This is a genomic window from Actinomadura physcomitrii (assembly GCF_008923205.2).
Taxonomy (GTDB): Bacteria; Actinomycetota; Actinomycetes; order Streptosporangiales; family Streptosporangiaceae; genus Spirillospora; species Spirillospora physcomitrii.
In genome coordinates this window covers 23,821-40,758 of sequence record NZ_WBMS02000006.1, presented here as the reverse complement: position 1 = coordinate 40,758, position 16,938 = coordinate 23,821, and the positions used below count along the sequence as shown (strand labels likewise).

12 protein-coding genes and 1 riboswitch are annotated in these 16,938 nt (G+C 73.5%); of the genes, 3 read left to right on the top strand and 9 right to left on the bottom strand.

Translation table 11 applies throughout. From position 1 onward, the window contains the following. Positions 1-35: 35 nt before the first annotated feature. Positions 36-1,889: a translational GTPase TypA gene (typA, locus tag F8568_RS09350; RefSeq protein ID WP_151593118.1), complete on the bottom strand. Its 1,854-nt coding sequence runs from the start codon at positions 1,887-1,889 to the stop codon at positions 36-38. A 190-nt stretch (positions 1,890-2,079) separates the two neighbouring features. After that, positions 2,080-2,223, top strand: a riboswitch (cyclic di-AMP (ydaO/yuaA leader). Positions 2,224-2,230: 7 nt separating this feature from the next. Between typA and F8568_RS09345 the strand changes: the two genes are divergently transcribed. Further along, on the top strand, positions 2,231-3,259 hold the full coding sequence (locus F8568_RS09345; protein WP_151593117.1) for a C40 family peptidase: 1,029 nt from the start codon (positions 2,231-2,233) through the stop codon (positions 3,257-3,259). Between the two features lie 9 nt (positions 3,260-3,268). On the opposite strand, the gene F8568_RS09340 is transcribed toward F8568_RS09345, so the two are convergent. The 3 genes from F8568_RS09340 to F8568_RS09330 are packed head-to-tail and all read right to left on the bottom strand — an operon-like array spanning position 3,269 to position 5,775. Next, complete coding sequence (locus F8568_RS09340) at positions 3,269-3,637, bottom strand: (deoxy)nucleoside triphosphate pyrophosphohydrolase (protein ID WP_328600796.1); 369 nt, start codon at positions 3,635-3,637, stop codon at positions 3,269-3,271. 34 nt (positions 3,638-3,671) lie between these two features. Beyond that, the gene (locus F8568_RS09335; protein WP_328600795.1) at positions 3,672-4,448 is read right to left on the bottom strand and encodes a Mut7-C RNAse domain-containing protein; all 777 of its coding nucleotides are present in this window, start codon (positions 4,446-4,448) and stop codon (positions 3,672-3,674) included. A 40-nt stretch (positions 4,449-4,488) separates the two neighbouring features. After that, positions 4,489-5,775, bottom strand: a complete 1,287-nt coding sequence (locus F8568_RS09330; protein ID WP_151593116.1) for an amidohydrolase family protein — start codon at positions 5,773-5,775, stop codon at positions 4,489-4,491. Positions 5,776-5,835: 60 nt separating this feature from the next. On the opposite strand from F8568_RS09330, the gene F8568_RS09325 reads away from it, so the two are divergent. Then, on the top strand, positions 5,836-6,360 hold the full coding sequence (locus tag F8568_RS09325; RefSeq protein ID WP_151593115.1) for a MarR family winged helix-turn-helix transcriptional regulator: 525 nt from the start codon (positions 5,836-5,838) through the stop codon (positions 6,358-6,360). A 106-nt stretch (positions 6,361-6,466) separates the two neighbouring features. Beyond that, positions 6,467-6,892 (top strand): ribonuclease domain-containing protein, encoded by a 426-nt coding sequence (locus tag F8568_RS09320; protein ID WP_151593114.1) that lies wholly within the window; start codon positions 6,467-6,469, stop codon positions 6,890-6,892. A 64-nt stretch (positions 6,893-6,956) separates the two neighbouring features. Here F8568_RS09320 and F8568_RS09315 read toward each other — a convergent pair whose 3' ends face one another. The 5 genes from F8568_RS09315 to F8568_RS09295 all read right to left on the bottom strand — a co-directional run bounded on the left by F8568_RS09315 (position 6,957) and on the right by F8568_RS09295 (position 16,899). Continuing rightward, positions 6,957-8,021: a bifunctional lytic transglycosylase/C40 family peptidase gene (locus F8568_RS09315; protein ID WP_151593113.1), complete on the bottom strand. Its 1,065-nt coding sequence runs from the start codon at positions 8,019-8,021 to the stop codon at positions 6,957-6,959. Next, on the bottom strand, positions 8,018-8,656 hold the full coding sequence (locus tag F8568_RS09310) for a hypothetical protein (protein WP_151593112.1): 639 nt from the start codon (positions 8,654-8,656) through the stop codon (positions 8,018-8,020). Before F8568_RS09310 ends, F8568_RS09315 begins: the two co-directional genes overlap by 4 nt. Then, entirely contained in the window at positions 8,656-11,160 is a 2,505-nt protein-coding gene (locus tag F8568_RS09305) for a type IV secretion system protein (protein WP_151593111.1), read from the bottom strand. Before F8568_RS09305 ends, F8568_RS09310 begins: the two co-directional genes overlap by 1 nt. Then, complete coding sequence (locus F8568_RS09300; RefSeq protein WP_151593110.1) at positions 11,157-13,646, bottom strand: ATP-binding protein; 2,490 nt, start codon at positions 13,644-13,646, stop codon at positions 11,157-11,159. The genes F8568_RS09305 and F8568_RS09300 overlap by 4 nt, the downstream gene beginning before the upstream one ends. Before the next feature lie 160 nt (positions 13,647-13,806). Further along, on the bottom strand, positions 13,807-16,899 hold the full coding sequence (locus tag F8568_RS09295; RefSeq protein ID WP_151593109.1) for a TcpE family conjugal transfer membrane protein: 3,093 nt from the start codon (positions 16,897-16,899) through the stop codon (positions 13,807-13,809). Between the last annotated feature and the right edge of the window lie 39 nt (positions 16,900-16,938).

Below are 16,938 nucleotides of genomic sequence, written 5' to 3'. Positions count from 1 at the left end.
CCGCGGGGCCGTTTCCTTGCGTGCTCCTCGCCAGGTCAGCCGGCGCGCTTGGTGCGCGCGCGCTGGCGCTCGCGCTCCTTGGCGTCCAGCACGACCTTGCGGATGCGGACGTTCGCCGGGGTCACCTCGACGCACTCGTCCTCGCGGCAGAACTCGAGGGCCTCCTCCAGCGACAGGATCCGCGGCGGGGTGAGGCGCTCCAGCTCGTCACCGGTGGACGAGCGCATGTTCGTGAGCTTCTTCTCCTTGGTGATGTTGACGTCCATGTCGTCGGAGCGGGAGTTCTCCCCGACGATCATGCCCTCGTACACCTCGGTGGTCGGCCCCACGAAGAACGTGCCGCGCTCCTGGAGGTTCGTGATCGCGTAGGCGGTCGCGGCACCGGAGCGGTCGGCGACCAGCGAGCCGGACGGCCGGGTGCGCAGCTCGCCGAACCAGGGCTCGTAGCCCTCGAACACGTGGTGCGCCATGCCGGTGCCGCGGGTCTCGGTCATGAACTCGGTGCGGAACCCGATCAGGCCGCGCGCCGGGACCAGGAACTCCATCCGGATCCAGCCGGTGCCGTGGTTGGTCATGTGCTCCATGCGGCCCTTGCGGACCGCCATGAGCTGCGTGACCGCGCCGAGGTGCTCTTCGGGGATGTCGACGGTGAGCCGCTCGACCGGCTCGTGCTTCTTCCCGTCGATCTCCTTGGCGACCACCTGCGGCTTGCCGACGGTCAGCTCGTAGCCCTCCCGGCGCATGTTCTCGACCAGGATCGCCAGCGCCAGCTCGCCGCGGCCCTGCACCTCCCAGGCGTCCGGGCGCTCGGTCGGCAGCACCTTGATCGACACGTTGCCGACCAGCTCCCGGTCGAGCCGGTCCTTCACCATCCGGGCGGTGACCTTGGTGCCCTTCTCGCGGCCCGCCATCGGGCCGGTGTTGGTGCCGATCGTCATGGAGATGGCCGGCTCGTCCACCGTGATCAGCGGCAGCGGGCGCGGGTCGTCGGGGTCGGCGATGGTGTCGCCGATCATGATCTCCGGGATGCCGGCGATCGCGATGATGTCGCCCGGCCCCGCCTCGTCGGCGGGCCTGCGGGTCAGCGCCTCGGTCATCAGCAGCTCGGTGATCTTCACCTTCTCGATGCTGCCGTCGTGCCGGCACCACGCGACCTGCTGGCCCTTCTTGATCGTGCCCGCGTGCACCCGGCACAGCGCGATCCGGCCGAGGTAGCTGGAGGCGTCCAGGTTCGTCACGTGCGCCTGCAGCGGCGCGTCCGGGTCGAACGCCGGCGCCGGGATCGTCTCGGTGATGACCTTGAACAGCGGCTCCAGGTCCGCGCTGTCGGGCATGCCGCCGTCGGCGGGCTTGTCCAGCGACGCGCGGCCGGCGCGGCCCGAGGCGTACACGATCGGGAAGTCGATCTGGTCCTCGGCGGCGTCGAGGTCCATGAACAGCTCGTAGGTCTCGTCGACGACCTCGTCGATGCGGGCGTCGGGCCGGTCGGTCTTGTTCACGACCAGGATCACCGGCAGCTTCGCCTCGAGCGCCTTGCGCAGCACGAACCGGGTCTGCGGCAGCGGGCCCTCGCTGGCGTCCACCAGCAGGACGACGCCGTCCACCATGGACAGGCCGCGCTCGACCTCGCCGCCGAAGTCGGCGTGGCCGGGCGTGTCGATGATGTTGATCGTCAGGCCGTTGTGCCGGACGGCCGTGTTCTTGGCGAGAATGGTGATGCCCTTCTCGCGCTCCAGGTCGTTGGAGTCCATGACGCGGTCGTCGACGTCCTGGTTCTCGCGGAAGGCACCGGACTGCCAGAGCATGGCGTCGACCAGCGTCGTCTTGCCGTGGTCGACATGGGCGACGATCGCGACGTTCCGGAGGTCGTCGCGCGTGGAGATGGGCATGCGGGCTCGCCTTGCGTGAGAGTTCGGGAGTCGCCGCAGACGCGCGGCTGCCACCATTCTACTTGGCGCTCGGCACCGCCCGCTCAGAGCCGCCGGTCCCATGCCTCACACGGGCCCCGATTGGCCATCTTTGCGCATCCTTTGTAACCTTCCCGAGATCCGGTCGTCCGGAGCCCCACCCCCCGGGGCTGCGACCGGACCGCCGAATCCCCCGCGGCACCCATCCGCGGGCGAACCGGGGACCCATCCCCCTGGGGTGAATCGACGCACGTCGTAGGGCGACTCCTGGCCCGAACCCGTCAGCTAACCCGGTAGGCGAGCGAGGAGAGGAGAACACCGGCTTGGCACCGGACCCCCGATCCCGGCGGCGCGTCGCGCCGACCGCGACCACCGCCGCAGTGCTGATCATCGGCCTCGGCACCACCGCGCCCGTCGCCGCGCACGCCGCGACCCCCTTCGGCCCCGCCGCCGCCCCCGCGGCCACCGGCTCGCCCAGCCCCCTCCCCACCACGGAGAAGGGGCTGAAGCAGAGCCTGAAGGAGCTGAACGACGAGGCCGAGACGCTCACGGAGCAGTACAACAAGACCCGCGTCGACCTCGGCCACGCCATGAAGGCCGAGAAAACGGCCGCCGCGTACGCGCAGCGGCTGCTGCAGCAGACCGAGCCCGCCCGCCAGCGGCTGGCGCAGCTCGCCGCCGCCAACTACATGAGCGGCGGGCCCGACGCGATCTTCAGCTCCGGCGGCAGCGCCGACAGCCTGTCCGACTCGGCCTACCTCCAGCAGAACCAGGCCACCACCGTCCTCGCCCTGCAGAAGCAGGTCGACCAGGCCGAGGCCGCGCAGCGCGCCGCGCAGGAGCGCACCGAGCAGGTCAAGCAGGCGCAGGCCAAGGTGCAGACCGCCCGCAAGGCGGCCAAGGCCAAGGTGACCGAGGTCATGAAGCGCCTCGACAAGCTCACCACCACCCACACCACCGACCCCAAGTCGGGCCTCACCGCCACGATCAAGGGCTCGGACCTGCCCGCGAAGATGGCCCGCAAGGCCCTCACCAAGCTCGGCAGCCCCTACGTGTGGGGGGCCGCCGGCCCGAGCTCGTTCGACTGCTCCGGCCTCGTCGTCTGGGCCTACGCCCAGGTCGGCAAGCCGGGCCTGCCGCACTACACCGGCGACCTCTACCAGCTCGGCACCAAGGTCTCGCGCTCCTCGCTGCGCGCCGGCGACCTGGTCTACTTCGGCAGCAACCTGCACCACATGGGCATCTACGTCGGCGACGGCAAGTTCCTGCAGGCCCCCCAGACCGGCGACGTGGTGAAGATCTCCAAGCTCTCCACCCGTTCCGACTACGCCGGCGCGAACCGGATCTCCTAGCGCGGGGCGTCAGCGCAGGTCGGCTTCCAGTTCGGCGATCACGGGACGGTCGCCGGGGAGCCAGCCGACGTCGTACAGGTCGTCGCGGGCCAGCCAGCGCAGGGCCAGGTGCTCCAGGGCCTGCGGCTCGCCCTCGACGATCTCGGCGGTCCAGACCCGCAGCACGGCGCGCTCGCTCAGCCGCCAGTCGCCGCCGACGCGGCGGAGCGGGCGGATCTTGACGGCGAGCTCCTCGTGGCACTCGCGGACCACGGCGTCCTCGTCGGACTCGCCCGGGTCCACCTTGCCGCCGGGCAGCTCCCAGCCGCCCGCCATGTGCGGCGGCTCGGCACGCTGCGCGGCGAGCAGCCGCCCCTCCCTGATGATCGCGGCGCCCACGACGACGAGATCGGCGATGGTGACCAGCCCCTTCCTACCCGTCTGAGACGGCCGCCCGGGACCGGGCGGTTCCGGCGCGGGCCGTCTCGACCTGACGGGTCGCTTCCTCGACGATCCTCTCAAGGTGGTCGCCGTGCGCGCCGCGCCAGTACACCTGACCGCAGCCCGCGCACCGGCCGTAGACGTCGTAGCTGCGGCGGGTGCCCGCCTCGAGGTCCCGCTCGACCTCCTCCTTGCCGACCGGCACGAGGAGGCCGTTGCAGGCGGTGCAGCGCGTCCACGGGCTGAGCACGGGCGCGAAGCGGTCCAGCAGGTCGCGGAGCTGGCCGTCGGGCCGGGAGCCGCGGACGTAGGCGCCGAACCAGAGCGCGCGGCGGCGCAGCAGGCCGCGGTCCTGGGTGAGCAGGACGCGGCGCTCGGCGTTCGCCTGGACGACCAGCGCCGGGTCGTCCATGTCGTTGTGGTAGGCGGTGTCGAGGCCGAGCAGCCGCATCCGGCGCGCGAGCGTGCCCAGGTGGACGTCGAGGAGGAAGCGGGGCGCGTCCTGGCCCGGGTCCAGCGGGACGGGCTGGGGCCGCGTCACGGGCTCCACCCGCACCTCGTCGCCGGCCGCGGGGCGGGCGGACGGTTCGGCGGGCTCGCCGCGGACGGTCATCCGGCCGACCTCGGGGAGCGGGACTCCGAGCGACTCGACGATGTGGCCGAGCGTGGACGTGCCGTCCCACGGCGCCCGGCTCACCGGTCCGCGGCGGGCGGCGGGCAGGAACATCAGCAGGTCCTCGGCGATGCGAACGCGTATCTCGGGCTCCACGCCGCCAGCATGCCACGCGCCCCCGACGATCCCCTCCCGATTATTCGGCGGTGATGCGGGCCGCCGCCGCGTCCAGCGTGCCGAGCAGGGCCGGGACGTCGTGGCCTTGCAGCACTCCGCCGCGCTTCAGCACGCGCCCGCCGACGAGGACGGTGTCGACGTGCCGGGTCTCGGCGGACAGGACCACGGCCGCGATCGGGTCGTGCGCGGCCGCCATGCCGAGGGTGTCCGTCCGCAGGACGATCAGGTCGGCCTGCTTGCCGGGCGTGAGGGACCCGGTGACGCCGGCGAGCCCGGCCGTCTCGGCGCCGCCGAGGGTCGCGGCGCGCAGGGCCTCGGCGGTGGTGAACCAGGTGCCGGCGCCGTCCGGGCGGGCGCGTTCGAGGAAGTACGCGGCGCGCATGACGCCGAACATGTCGCCGGGCCCGCTGGTGACGGCGTCGGAGCCGAGGCCGGTGGGGACGCCGGCGGCGTGCGAGCGGCCGGTGGCCGGGTCGCCGATGCCGAGCGCCGCCTCGACCGCCGGGGTGGCGGAGACGGTGCCGCCGTTGGCGGCGATCTTCTTGAAGTCCTCGCCGGTGTAGAAGTTGGCGTGCACGTACATGGCGGGATGGCCGATCAGGCCGTTGTCCTCGAGGAACGCCAGGCCGCGCGCGGCGTTCCCGGCGCCGTGGCCGCCCGCGTGGACGGTGACCGGCAGGTCGAGGTCGCGGGCGAGCCGCCATTCGGCGAGCGCGCGCTCCTCGCCGGCGATCTCCGGGCCGAGCGCGGCCATCCACATCGAGATCGCCTCGGGCGGCGCGTCGAAGTACGCGCGGCGGACGCGGGCCGTCTCGGCGGCGAGGGCGGCGAGGTCGTCGCCGCCGCCGTAGCAGTAGCCGAACACGGCGCGGATCCCGGACGCGCGGAGCGCGGCGATGTCGGCGTCGGTGTGGTCGGGGCTGAACATGATGTGCGTCCAGTCGACGACGGTCGTGATGCCGGAGTCGAGGCATTCCAGCGCGCCGGCGAGGGTCGCGGTGTACACGTCGTCGGGCTGGTGGCGGGGCGCCAGCTCGCCGAGGACGCGCTGCAGGTAGGCGGGCAGCGTGCTGTCGGGCAGGGTCGCGCGGATCGCGGTCTGCCAGGTGTGCCGGTGAGTGTCGACGAAGCCGGGCAGCACGATGCGGCCCGCCGCGTCCAGGATTTCGGCGTTCGCGGGCGGGGCGAGGTCGGGGCCGACGGCGGCGATGCGGCCGTCCTCGACGAGGACGTCGGCGCGCCCGAGGACGGTGGGCGCGGGCGCCGTGTCGATGACCGTGCCGTTGCGGAGGAGAAGCGATGTCATGCCGCAAAGCTTAAAGAGAAGCTTTTAAGAAAGCAATACGGCGAACGGTATCCTCGGCTTGTGGGCGATGACGACGGCGGACGCCGTGACGAGGTGGACGAGCTGGCCGCGGCCTGGCGGCGGGACGGCCTCGACGAGGACGTCATGGCGATGCTGGAGGTCAGCAAGCGCGCCGCGCGGATCGGGGCGCTCGTCCAGCAGGCGCTGCGCGGGGAGCTGGCCGAGCTCGGGCTCACCTACGCCGAGTTCGAGGTGCTGACGGCCCTGAACCGGGCCGGCGAGCCGTACCGGCTGCGGCCGAGCGAGCTGACCCGGTCGGCGTTCCTGACCTCCGGCGGCACGAGCAACGTGCTGCAGCGGCTGCAGAAGGCCGGCTACGTCGAGCGGGAGGCCAACACCGGCGACGCCCGCAGCAGGTTCGTCCAGCTCACGGCGGAGGGCCTACGGGTCACGGCGCTGGGATTGGAGGCCTCGGGGCGCGCGCACAGGGAGGTGATGGCCGGGGTTCCGGCCGAGGCGGTCCGCGGCGCCGCCGACGCGCTGCGGGACGTCCTGCTGGTGATCGGCAAGCGGCGCTTCCGGTGACCAATCCCCCGATCGGTGCCGAATCACCGGTGACGCGCTCGGCAACTTCCCCTGAATTGACGGCATCGACCGTGACGCGGCGAACCGTCCGGGCGACACTCGCTCCATGACGCCCCCCCGCCACCGGCTCCGCCGCGCGCTCCTCCCGGCCGCCCTGCTCGTCGCAGGGCTCACCGGGCCCGCGGCGCACGCCGCCACCGCTCCGTCCACCGTCACCGCTCTCGCCCCGTCCACCGCCGCCATCTCGGACATCTGCGAATCGACGCTCCCCTCGCAGGCCGACGACACCATCGCCCTCATCGACCAGGGCGGCCCGTTCCCGTACCCGCAGGACGGCACCGTCTTCCAGAACCGCGAGGGCCTCCTGCCGCAGGAACCGCAGGGCTACTACCACGAGTACACCGTGAAGACGCCGGGCAGCTCGACGCGCGGCGCCCGCCGCATCATCACGTCCGACGACCTCGGCCACGACGGGATGTACTGGACGCCCGACCACTACAGCACGTTCTACGACATCGACTTCGGCTGCTGACCCCCGCCAGTCCCGCACTGGACGCCCCGGCCGGCCGCCGGGGCGTCCAGTGCGGTCGGCGGGGTCAGCCGCCCGGCTGCTGCTGCGCGGCCAGCTGCGCGACCTTGTCCTTGAGCTTCGGGCTGGCCAGCGGGCGCGTCACGCCCACCCAGTCGGGCCGCTTGTAGGTCTTCACACCGATCGCGGGCACGCACGACGAGCAGCTCGCCACGATCATCTTGCCCTTGCCGATGACCATCCCGACATGGCCGGGATTGTCCGGTGACGTGCCCGGACCGGAGTTGAAGAACACCAGGTCGCCGGGCTGCTCCTTGCCCTTGGCGATCTTCAGCCCGAACGGCCACTGCTCGAACGTGGTGCGCGGGATGCCGAGCCCCGCCGCCCGGTACGCCGCCTGCACCAGGCTGGAGCAGTCCCATGCGTCCGGGCCGGTCGCGCCGAACACGTACGGCTTGCCGCGCTGCGCCAGCGCGAACGCGATGATCTTCTGGACCAGCTCGCTCGCGTTCGCCGGCAGCTCGTTGTCCTGGCAGTCGACGCCGTTGGACTGCACGACCTCGAAGTCGCCGCCGGCGTAGCGCTTCGCCCACTGCAGGACCATGTCCACGTAGTCCCACGAGTGGTTGTACTGGAAGATCGCGGTCTTCATCCGCTGCGGGGCGCCGTTGTGCTTGAGGTAGGCGGCGGCGGTCGGGATCGCGTCGGCCGGGTCGTAGCGGTCCTTCTTGCCGTCCTTGTTCCCGTCCACCGCGAACGACTTGAACGTCGCGGCGAGGAACTGCATCGGCCCGCCCGCGCCCGCGTAGTTCTCGCCGCTGTGCACGCCCTGCGCGTTGGACGTGCCGTGCCCCGTCTCGACCTCGCCGATGCCCGCGAGGACGTTCCACGGGATGCCGTAGTCCTTGCCGGCCTTCTTGTACAGGTCGAGGTAGTTCGCCGGGATCGACCGCGCATCGCCCGCCTCCGCCGGCTGCGCGCCCGCCCCGGAGGTGTCGACGCAGCCGCCGTTCACGCTGCCGCCGAACATGAACTGGCTCGCGCCGAACAGGATCGGCACGAAGATCAGCGCGACGAACAGCGCGGCCGCGGCGGCGAGCGCGCACGCCGCCAGCACCCGTTTCGGGGTCATCCGGTGTCCCCCGACTGGCCCGCGTCGGCGGCCGCGAACGCGTACACCTTCAGCGAGCCGCCGTCGCGGGACACGGTCACCGCGTACTGCTTGCTGTCGCTGCTCGCCGTCCCGTTCTTGGTGAGCTGCTGCTTGCCGGTCACGAGGAAGATGATCGAGTTGTTCTCGACGGTGCGGACCTGGTCGAGCGACGCGGTGCTCTGCGCGACGACCTGCTCCTTGCGGCGCTGGTCCTGGATCCCCGGCGCCGACGCGTCCGCCTCCAGCCGGCCGTGCAGGTCATCGGTGACCAGGCCGGACATCCGGCCGATGTAGGCGGTCGGGTCCTCGTCGTAGCGGTACGTCCCGTACGCCGCGACGAACCGCTGCGCGAGGTCGGCGGCCGTCGCGAAGTCCTGCTGCGAGAACGGCAGCAGCCGGTAGATGTCGAAGTTCTTCGGGTCGACGGTGCTGTGGATCCCCGGCGGCGGCGACGCCGGGGCGCTCGGGCCCGCCGTCACCGTCGCGCTCGGGCGCGCGTCCGCCTTGTCCTGGTCGTGCTCCGGCGCCGCCAGCGTCAGGTAGACGCCGACGGCGGCGAGCACCACCACGAGCCCCGCGAACAGGAGCTTGCGCTGGCGGTCGTTCAGGTTCATCACTCGTCCCGGTCGGACTCGCCCTGGCGGGGCTCGACCGGACGCAGCCAGAACGGGATCGGCGGGCCCTCCTCCGAGCCGCGGCGGCCCCACAGCGGCGGCGGCGACTGCCGCCCGCCCGGAGCGCCGTTCGACGGCGCGGCGTCGCCGCCGCCCGCGCCGGCCCGTGGCCTGGGGACGTTCGACGCCGGGCCGCCGCCCGCCCCACGGGAACCGCCGGAGCCGCCGGAACCGCGTGCCGGAGCGCCGCCCCCGGAGCCACCGGAACCGCCGCCCGCACGGCCGCGGCCGCGCTCGGTGGAGCCGGACGAACGCCCGCCGCCGGAGAACCAGCCGCCGCCTCCGCCGCCGGACCCGTTGCCTCCCGAGCCGCCGTTGGAGCCACCGTTGGAGCCGCCACCGGACGACCCGCCGGAGCCGCCGCTACCGCCGCCGGTCACTCCGCCGCCTCCACCGCGTCCGGCCCAGGACGTCGGACGCGGCGTACCGGTCCCGGAGCCGGCACCACCGGACGGCTTCGCGCCGCCGGACACCGCGCCTCCGCCGCCCGCGCGCCCGCCCGAGACCCCGCCCGGCCGCGCGGCGACCGCGCCCGCACCGGCCCCCGCACCGCCGCCCGCCGAACCGCCCTTGGCGGCCTGCGCGTCGACGACCTTCGCCGTCCGCGACGGCAGGTTCAGCGGGGGCGCGCCGCGCCGGGACCGTCCCGGCCCCGCGGTGACGCCGCCGGTCCGCGGCTTCGCGGCGAGCACCGGCGCCTCCTCGGGCGACGGACCGTCCCCGGCCCCGGCCGTGGTGATCCCCGCCCGCCGGTCGGCCGCCGCGGCGCCCGCGCCGGCCGCCGCGTCCGCCAGGGCGCCCGCCCCGGCCGCGTCCGCCGCCGCGTCCCGCTTGCCCGCCCAGCGACCCAGCCGGTACCCGGCCGCGCCCGGCACCACGGCGCCCGCCAGGGCCGCCGTGTTCTTGCGCGCCTCCGCGACCGACTTGTCCAGGTGCGCCTCGCTCTTCTCCCGCGACCCGACCGCCGAGTAGCCGACCGCCGAGAACAGGTGCTGGAACGGCTTGCGGTAGATGAACGCCGCGAACGTCACCAGCGCGATCAGCAGGATCTGCAGGCCCCACGGCAGCGTCTCGCCGAGGATCAGCCCGTAGGCCCACAGCAGCAGCGCCAGCACGCCGATCAGCGCCGCCTGCTTCAGCAGCATCGACAGCAGCAGCTCCAGCCAGCGGACCGCGATCACCCGGCCGATCCCCGGATGGATCCCGATCCCGAGGAAGATCGGCCCCGCCACCAGCAGCAGCAGGAACGCGATCTTCACCACGATCAGCGCGATCGCGATCACCATGATCAGCAGCCCGGCGACCAGCGCCGCGAACAGCCCGCCGAACGCCACCGCCAGCCGGTTCTGCCAGCTCTTGCCCTGGAACAGCGAGTACGTCCCGGGATAGTCGTCCTTGATCGTCTTGGCGACGCTCTTGTAGTCGTCCGCCTTCTGCCCGAGATCGGGCTTCTCGGTGCCGTACGTCTCCGGCAGGTCCACCGCCTGCGACGACAGCAGCTTGTCCGCGTTCTGCTTGACGATCTTCGCGTTCGGGTCGGTGGTGCCGAACTCGCCCTGCAGCCACGGCTTGCAGACCAGCGCCACCCACAGCCCGTTCGCGTTGCGGGTCGTCGCGTCCAGGTTCGCCGACGCCATCGGGTCCGGCTTGCCGTCCGGCGGCGGGATGCATCTGCCGCCCTTCGTGTCGCTCTGCGGCAGCGCCGCGTTGAACGCCGCGCTCGTCGCCGACGACACCTTCGTGCCCAGCGTGGTGAAGTCCGCGGGCCGAGCGATCAGCCAGATCAGCGCCACCATCGCGGCGACCATCCACACCACGCCCTCGGTGACCTTGCTCGCCCGCCGCCGGACCAGCCCCCACCAGGCCAGCCACATCGCACCGAGGATGACCACCCACGACCAGTAGCGCGCGTTGAACGTCTTGCCCATGCCGCTGATCACGCCGTCGACGGTGCTCTTCAGCCAGCCGAGCAGCGACTCCGACGCCGCCGCCTGGTAGATGCTGATCGTCGTCCGGTCGATGGCCCGGACCAGCGTGAACGTCGTGTTCGCGATCGCGTTGCCCATCATCGCCATCGCGTCCGAGCAGCCCATGTCGACCGCGTACCAGGTCTGCCCCGCCGTGCCGTACCGGTCGTAGTAGGTCAGCTGGTCGCCCGGCGTCTTGCGCAGCTTCGCGTCCGGGTACCCGGGCGGCTTGATCAGGTCGTCCGTCCCCGACCCGTACGCCTCCGGCGCCGGATTGTCGGCCGGCTTGCACGGATCGGACCCGAACGGGCCGGCGCTGGCCATCGGCGACAGCCCGACCATGAAGATCGCGGCCAGTAGCGCGACCAGCAGCGCCGCGCGGCGTCCCTGCCGCCGGCGGGGGCGGGGGCGGCGCAGGTCGAGGCGTTCGCCGGGCGAGCGCTGCAGGCGCTCGGTCCGGACGCGGGGACCCCTCATCGGATGACCTCCTCGACCTCGGCCCCCGCTGCGGTGAGTTCGGAACGGCCCGGATGGGACCGGGTGGGGTTGGTGTCCAGCCATCTCCGCAGCTCCTCGGAGATGAGGTCGACGCCGATCCGGCCGGCCCGCCCGTCGAGGTCGCGGAAGATGCACTCGCCGTTGCCGAGGTTGCGCAGCACGGCCTTGTGCTCGTCGGACGATTCGACACCGAGCAGCGACATCACGTTGCCCACCTCGACCCGTTCGGTCGACCGGAAGGAGAACACCGACGACAGGCAGTTGGTGACCTGCTCGTTCAGCAGGTCGCCCGCGTTCTGGGAGACGAGGATCAGCGCGGTGTTGCGGGACCGCCCCATCCTCGACACCTCGGGCACCAGCTTGGCGCCCTCGGGCGTGGACGTGATCGCCCACGCCTCGTCCAGGAAGATCGCCTTCGGCAGCCGCCGGTCGATGCCGTGCATCAGCCGCCGCGCGAACTGCGACACCAGGTACATCAGCGCGACGGACAGGCGCTGCTCGTAGGAGTAGTCCTCGCGGGAGATCGCGACGTCGGGGAGGGTGAGGCCGCCGAGGGTGAACACGGTCGTCCAGCCGGCGGTGTCGATGCGCTCGCCGCCGGACGGGTCGAAGCACAGCCGGGCGAGGTGCATCTCCGACATCGACCGCAGCACCGCGCCGAGGTTCTTGGACGCGGGGTCGGAGGCCTGCTCCAGGTGGTCGACGACGCGGCCGAGGGACGGCTGCTCGGCGTTCGCGACGGCGCCGACCGCCTGGATCATCGCCGACTCGCGCTCCTCCGACATCCGCGGCAGCAGCAGCCGGAGCGTCTCGGTCGCCATGGTCTTCTTGGTGGCGAGGTCGTCGCCGAACGAGAACGGGTCGAGCAGGCCGGGCGCGGCGGACCCGAGCGGCAGGATCCGCGCCTTGCGTCCGCGCGCCTTGAGCAGTTCGACCAGCGACTCGGCGTCGCCCTTCGGGTCGATCGCCGCGATCGTGACGCCGCGCAGCGCCATCTGGTAGATGAGCAGCAGCGCGAGCGTGGTCTTGCCACCGCCGGGCTCGCCGGTGATCGCGACGGCGGTCGGCCGGTTGCGGGCGGCGGCGACGAGCGGGTCGAAGTGGACGATCGACCGGGCCCGGCCGAGCGTCTCGCCGATGTAGGGGCCGATCCAGCCCTCGTCGTTCTCGTCGGTGCGGTCGCCGAGGTCGACGGTCGCGACGGGCATCCCGCCGGCGATGGTGCGCAGCGGCTGCCGCTGCGCGTAGGCGTTCAGCCGGATCTGGTCGCCGGGCAGCGACTCCAGGAACAGCGAGAACTGGTCGCCGGTGGAGTTGACGACGTCGATGCCGATGTCGCGGTAGTGCTCGACGACCGCGTCGACCCGCTGGGCGAGCAGGTCCTCGGTGGGCGCGGACACGATCAGCCGGTGCCACCCGTACACGAACGGGAGGCGCTCCTTGGTGATGCCGTGCTCCAGCATCCGCGCGGCGTCGATCTGCTCGGCGAGCGCGATCGGCGCCTCCGCGCCCGCCTCCCGGATGTGCTGGTCCATGTCGCGGGCGTGCGCGAGCTTGCGCGAGACGTCCTTGGACGCCTTCGCCGGCGGGATCAGCTTCATCCGCGCGCTGATCTCGACGGGGAACGGCAGCGCGTCGGCGTAGTGGAACCACGGCTCGCCGTCGGGGAACGGCATCATGTCGGGGAACCGGGCGAACGACAGGTACGCGACGTACGAGGCGGCCGTCGCGCCGCCGCCCGCGCCGGTGAAGTTCGGCTGCTCGATCCGCAGGTAGGAGCGGCCGTTGTGGATGGCGCCCTCCACCAGCGACTCGATCTCGCCCTTGCCCCAGGTCCGGCGCGGCACCGCCGACGGCGGCGGATCGGCGAGCGACCCCGTCACCGCGTGCTGGAACAGCCACGCCACCTCGGTGGCCGTCGCGTGCCGCGCGTACAGGGCGGAGCCGCCGAGGGCCCGGCCGATCCGTTCGGCCTGGTCCGTCCAGCGGCCGATCTCGCGCTTGTCGATCGCGTCGTCGTTGACGCCGAGGACCTTCTCGCTGCGCTTGTAGAACCCGAGGAGCTGCGACACCACCCCGCCGGACAGTTGCGCGCCCATCCCGCGCGGGCCGAGCCGCACCCCGAGGTAGACCTCCTTGGTCCAGAAGTCCTTCGCCCACACGTGCGCGTAGGTCTCCTCGAGGTACTCCCGCCACCCGGCGCCGCCGTCGGACGTCCTGTCCAGCGCGAGCGCCCACTCGGCCGCCGGGTACGTCCGGTGCGCGATCCGCAGGTGCACCTCGGCGTCCTGCATCCGGATCCCGGCGAGCGCGATCGTGATGTTGGTGGCGAGCGCCTCCCGCTCCTCGCCGGTGGTGAACTCGTAGGACACCGTGGGCAGCCGGAAGTACGCCCAGGCGGCGCCGTCGGTGAGCAGCACGCGGTCGTCGAAGTACCGCACGGCCAGCCGGCTGGCCTTGCTCATGCCGTCCTCCCGACCCTGGTCCTGACCAATGATTCTCCCGATCGGCGTGCGGCTGCGAAGGGCTGGCGGGGAGAGTGTTCACGGTCCGGGCGGACACGGGCGACAGGCGCGCCCGCCACGCTCACGCCCGTCCGGCCGGCTCGGTGCCCGCGAGGGGCGCTCATCGGGTGGCCTCCTGCTCCTGCTGAAGCTCCTGGTAACGCTCGGGCACGACGGTGAACCCGCCGGCGACCACACCGGCGAGGGCAAGATAGGCACGGCGCGTCGGCGCGCGCAACGACTTGAGCTCGTTGCGGGGCGCGCGGTCCATGCTGAGGTGATCGTCCCACGGGATCCGCACGAGGGCACGGCAACGCCCCCGGGCGACCGCCTCCGCCTGCTCGACGTCGTCCATGCTGCGGCGGGACACCCCGTTGATGACGGTGACGGCGCGGGACCGCAACTCCTCGTACCCGTGCCCGTCCAGCCACTCGAACGTCATCGCCACCGCGCGCGGCGCGTCGGCGCTGGCGGGCGCGACCAGCACGATCTGGTCGGCGTACGGCAGGACGCGCGCGACGATCGCCGCCGCGGTGTCCAGCAGCGTCACCGAGTAGAACTTGTCGATCGTGCGGATCGCGAGCGCGTAGTCGCGGTCGTCGAGCGCCTGCAGCGGGTTCTTCCCGGCCGCGATGACGTCGAGCCCCGACTTGGCCTGCGAGGTGTAGCGGCGCATCGCGGTGAGGCTGCCGACCTGGTCGGCGCGCGTGATGAGCGAGGTCAGCGTCTCGTTGGTCTCGCTGCGCGTCCGCCGCGCGAGCGCGCCCGGGCCCGGGTTGACGTCGATCGCGACGACGGGTTCGCCGTTGTGCTGCGCGAACGTGTGCCCGAGCATCAGCGCGGTGACGGTCTGCCCAGCGCCGCCGGTGCAGCCGAGCACGACGACGTGCCGGGTCCCGTGGAACGGCTGCTGCAGCCGCTGCTGGTACTCGGCGTCGACCTCGCCGTGCCCGCCGCCGACGGCCTGGATGAGCCGGCGCAGCCCGCCGGTCGTGACCTCGTGCTCCGGGCCCGGCGGCGTGATCGCGGGCCCGTGCGCGGGCGGCGCCGGGGGCGGCGGCAGCGGCCTCGGCCGGACCGGCGACTGCGGCTGGGAGCGCACCTCCCGCGGCGGCGCCTCCTCCGCCGGCTCCGGCACCTGCTGCGGCTGCGGCTGCGGCGGCTGAGGGGGCGGCTGGATCGGGACGCCCTGCGGCGGCAGTTCCGAGTACGCCTCCGCCGCCCGTCCCGGCTCCGGGACGGGCGGCCACTGCACGTTGTCGGTGGTCGCCGGACGCAGCGGCTTCGACAGCCCCTTCGACCACGGCCGCGGCGCCTCCAGGCGCGGCGGCGCGGCGTCCCGCTCCTGCCTGGCGGGCCGCCACTCGTTCTCCTCGCCGGGCCCGGTCCGCGGGCCGCCGAACGCCGCGGGCGCGGCCGGGCGGCCCTGCATCGGGATGTCCGGCCGGGTCGGCGCCGGCGGCCGCACCACCGGCGGCTGCGCCGGCGGCTGCTGCACTGGCGGCTGGGCGGGCCCGTCGCGCTGCGGGATCTGCCGCGGCAGGTCCGGCTGCGTCGGTGCCTGCGCCGCGGGCTGCTGGGGAATCTGCTGCTGAGCCGCGGGCTGCTGCGGAACCTGCGGCCGAGGCGCGGGCTGCTGCGGAGCCGGCCGCTGAGGAGCGGGCCGTGGCGTCGGCGGCGCGGCGGGCCTCCGCGGCGCCGACCTCCACCCGGCGACCTTCTTGTCGCCGGGCTCGCCGCCGAACGTCTCGGCGCCCTTGCGGCGGCGCCCGCGCACCGGCTCGGCGGCGGGCACCTCGGTCCGGGGCTCGGCGGGGTCGTCACGTCCGGGCGCGTTCGCGGCGGTCTCCGCTTCGCCGTCGCGCCGCGCCTCCTGCTCAGCGGCCTCGGCCGGACGCTCGCCGGAACCGTCGCCGCCTGCCGGGGCGACCGGCTCCGGTGCGGGCGCCGAAGGCTCGGCGGGCCGCACGGCGGTCTCGGGCGCGGGACGGTCGGCGGACGAACCGACCGTTTCAGCCTCGGTCTCGGGAGAGACCTCCTGCGCGGCGGCCTCGGCCTGGCGCTCGGCAGCGCCGTCGCGTTCCGCCGGAGCGTCGCCGGCGGTCTCCGGTGCGGGGTTTGCCGTCTCGGCCTCGTCGGCGGGCCGGGCCTGCTGCGCTGCGGCCGGGCGTTCGGCGGGCCCCGGGGTCTCCTCCGCGCGCCCCGAGTCCTGTGCGTCGTGGGGGGTCGGAGCGTCGGCGCCGAAGGGCAGGGGCACGAGGCGGGGGCCGGACGTCTGGGCGGGTGCCGGGGGCGGGGCGGGGGTCTCGGCCTTGGTGAAGGGGGCAGGCCTGCCGAAGGAGGCGGGGGCGGCGGGGGCCTGCTGGGGGATGTCCGGGCGGGTCGCCGGGGGGACGGCGGGCCACATCTCGGCGGACGCTCCGGGGCGGCGGACGCCGGACGCGAGGCCGCGCTTGCCGGAACCGGCCGCGGGGACCTCCAGGCGGGGCGTCGCCGGAGCATGTTCGAGCTCGTCGATGTGCGGCTCCGGCTGGACGTCGTCCTCGTGGGAGATGTCGCGGTCGGTGCGCCGCCAGGGCTTGGGCGCGGGGCCCGCGGGGGCGACGGGGACGGCGTCGGCGGGGGCCGCCGGAGCCGGGACGTCGTACTGGGCGGCGTAGTCCGCGAGCGGGACGGGCTGGTCGGCGAGGGCCGGGCCCGAAAGCACGGACGCCGCCGCGGGGACGGCCGCGGGAACGACCGGAGCGGCGGCGGCCGCGGCGGGCGCGGGTTCGGCGGCGGCCTTGCGGGCGCGGCGGCGGGACTTGATCGCGGCGCGCTCGGGCGCGGCGACCGGGGCGGGGGCCTCGGCACGGCGCCAGACGCGGGCGACGACGACGACCTCGCGGGGCTCGCGGATCGGGGTGAGGCGGCACCACGTGCGGGGTTCGGCCAGGTAGCGGGTCTGGGAGAGGAGCAGCTCGGTGAGCCGCTTGCCCTCGATGACGGGCCGGGTCGCGAGCCAGGTCAGCACGCCGGGCGGGACGATGTACAGGACGTGCCAGGGCGACTTGAACGGGATCCCCGCGAACCTCAGCAGCAGGATCCAGGGCACGAACACGCCGAGGAACACACCGATCTGGACCAGCGGCAGCGGCATCGGAAGCCGCAGGTCGTACAGCTTGTACAGCCGCTTCTCGATGCGCCATATGTTCGTGTACGTGGGTAGATCCACGCCCCTACTCCCCTAACTGCGCGAGCACGGTGCCGCCTG

What these genes read in the sequence shown, in the direction of transcription:
- F8568_RS09315 (WP_151593113.1), bottom strand. Translation starts at nt 8,021, where the DNA reads ATGACCCCGAAACGGGTGCTGGCGGCGTGCGCGCTCGCCGCCGCGGCC.
- typA (WP_151593118.1), bottom strand. Translation starts at nt 1,889, where the DNA reads ATGCCCATCTCCACGCGCGACGACCTCCGGAACGTCGCGATCGTCGCC.
- F8568_RS09330 (WP_151593116.1), bottom strand. Translation starts at nt 5,775, where the DNA reads ATGACATCGCTTCTCCTCCGCAACGGCACGGTCATCGACACGGCGCCC.
- F8568_RS09320 (WP_151593114.1), top strand. Translation starts at nt 6,467, where the DNA reads ATGACGCCCCCCCGCCACCGGCTCCGCCGCGCGCTCCTCCCGGCCGCC.
- F8568_RS09310 (WP_151593112.1), bottom strand. Translation starts at nt 8,656, where the DNA reads ATGAACCTGAACGACCGCCAGCGCAAGCTCCTGTTCGCGGGGCTCGTG.
- F8568_RS09305 (WP_151593111.1), bottom strand. Translation starts at nt 11,160, where the DNA reads ATGAGGGGTCCCCGCGTCCGGACCGAGCGCCTGCAGCGCTCGCCCGGC.
- F8568_RS09300 (WP_151593110.1), bottom strand. Translation starts at nt 13,646, where the DNA reads ATGAGCAAGGCCAGCCGGCTGGCCGTGCGGTACTTCGACGACCGCGTG.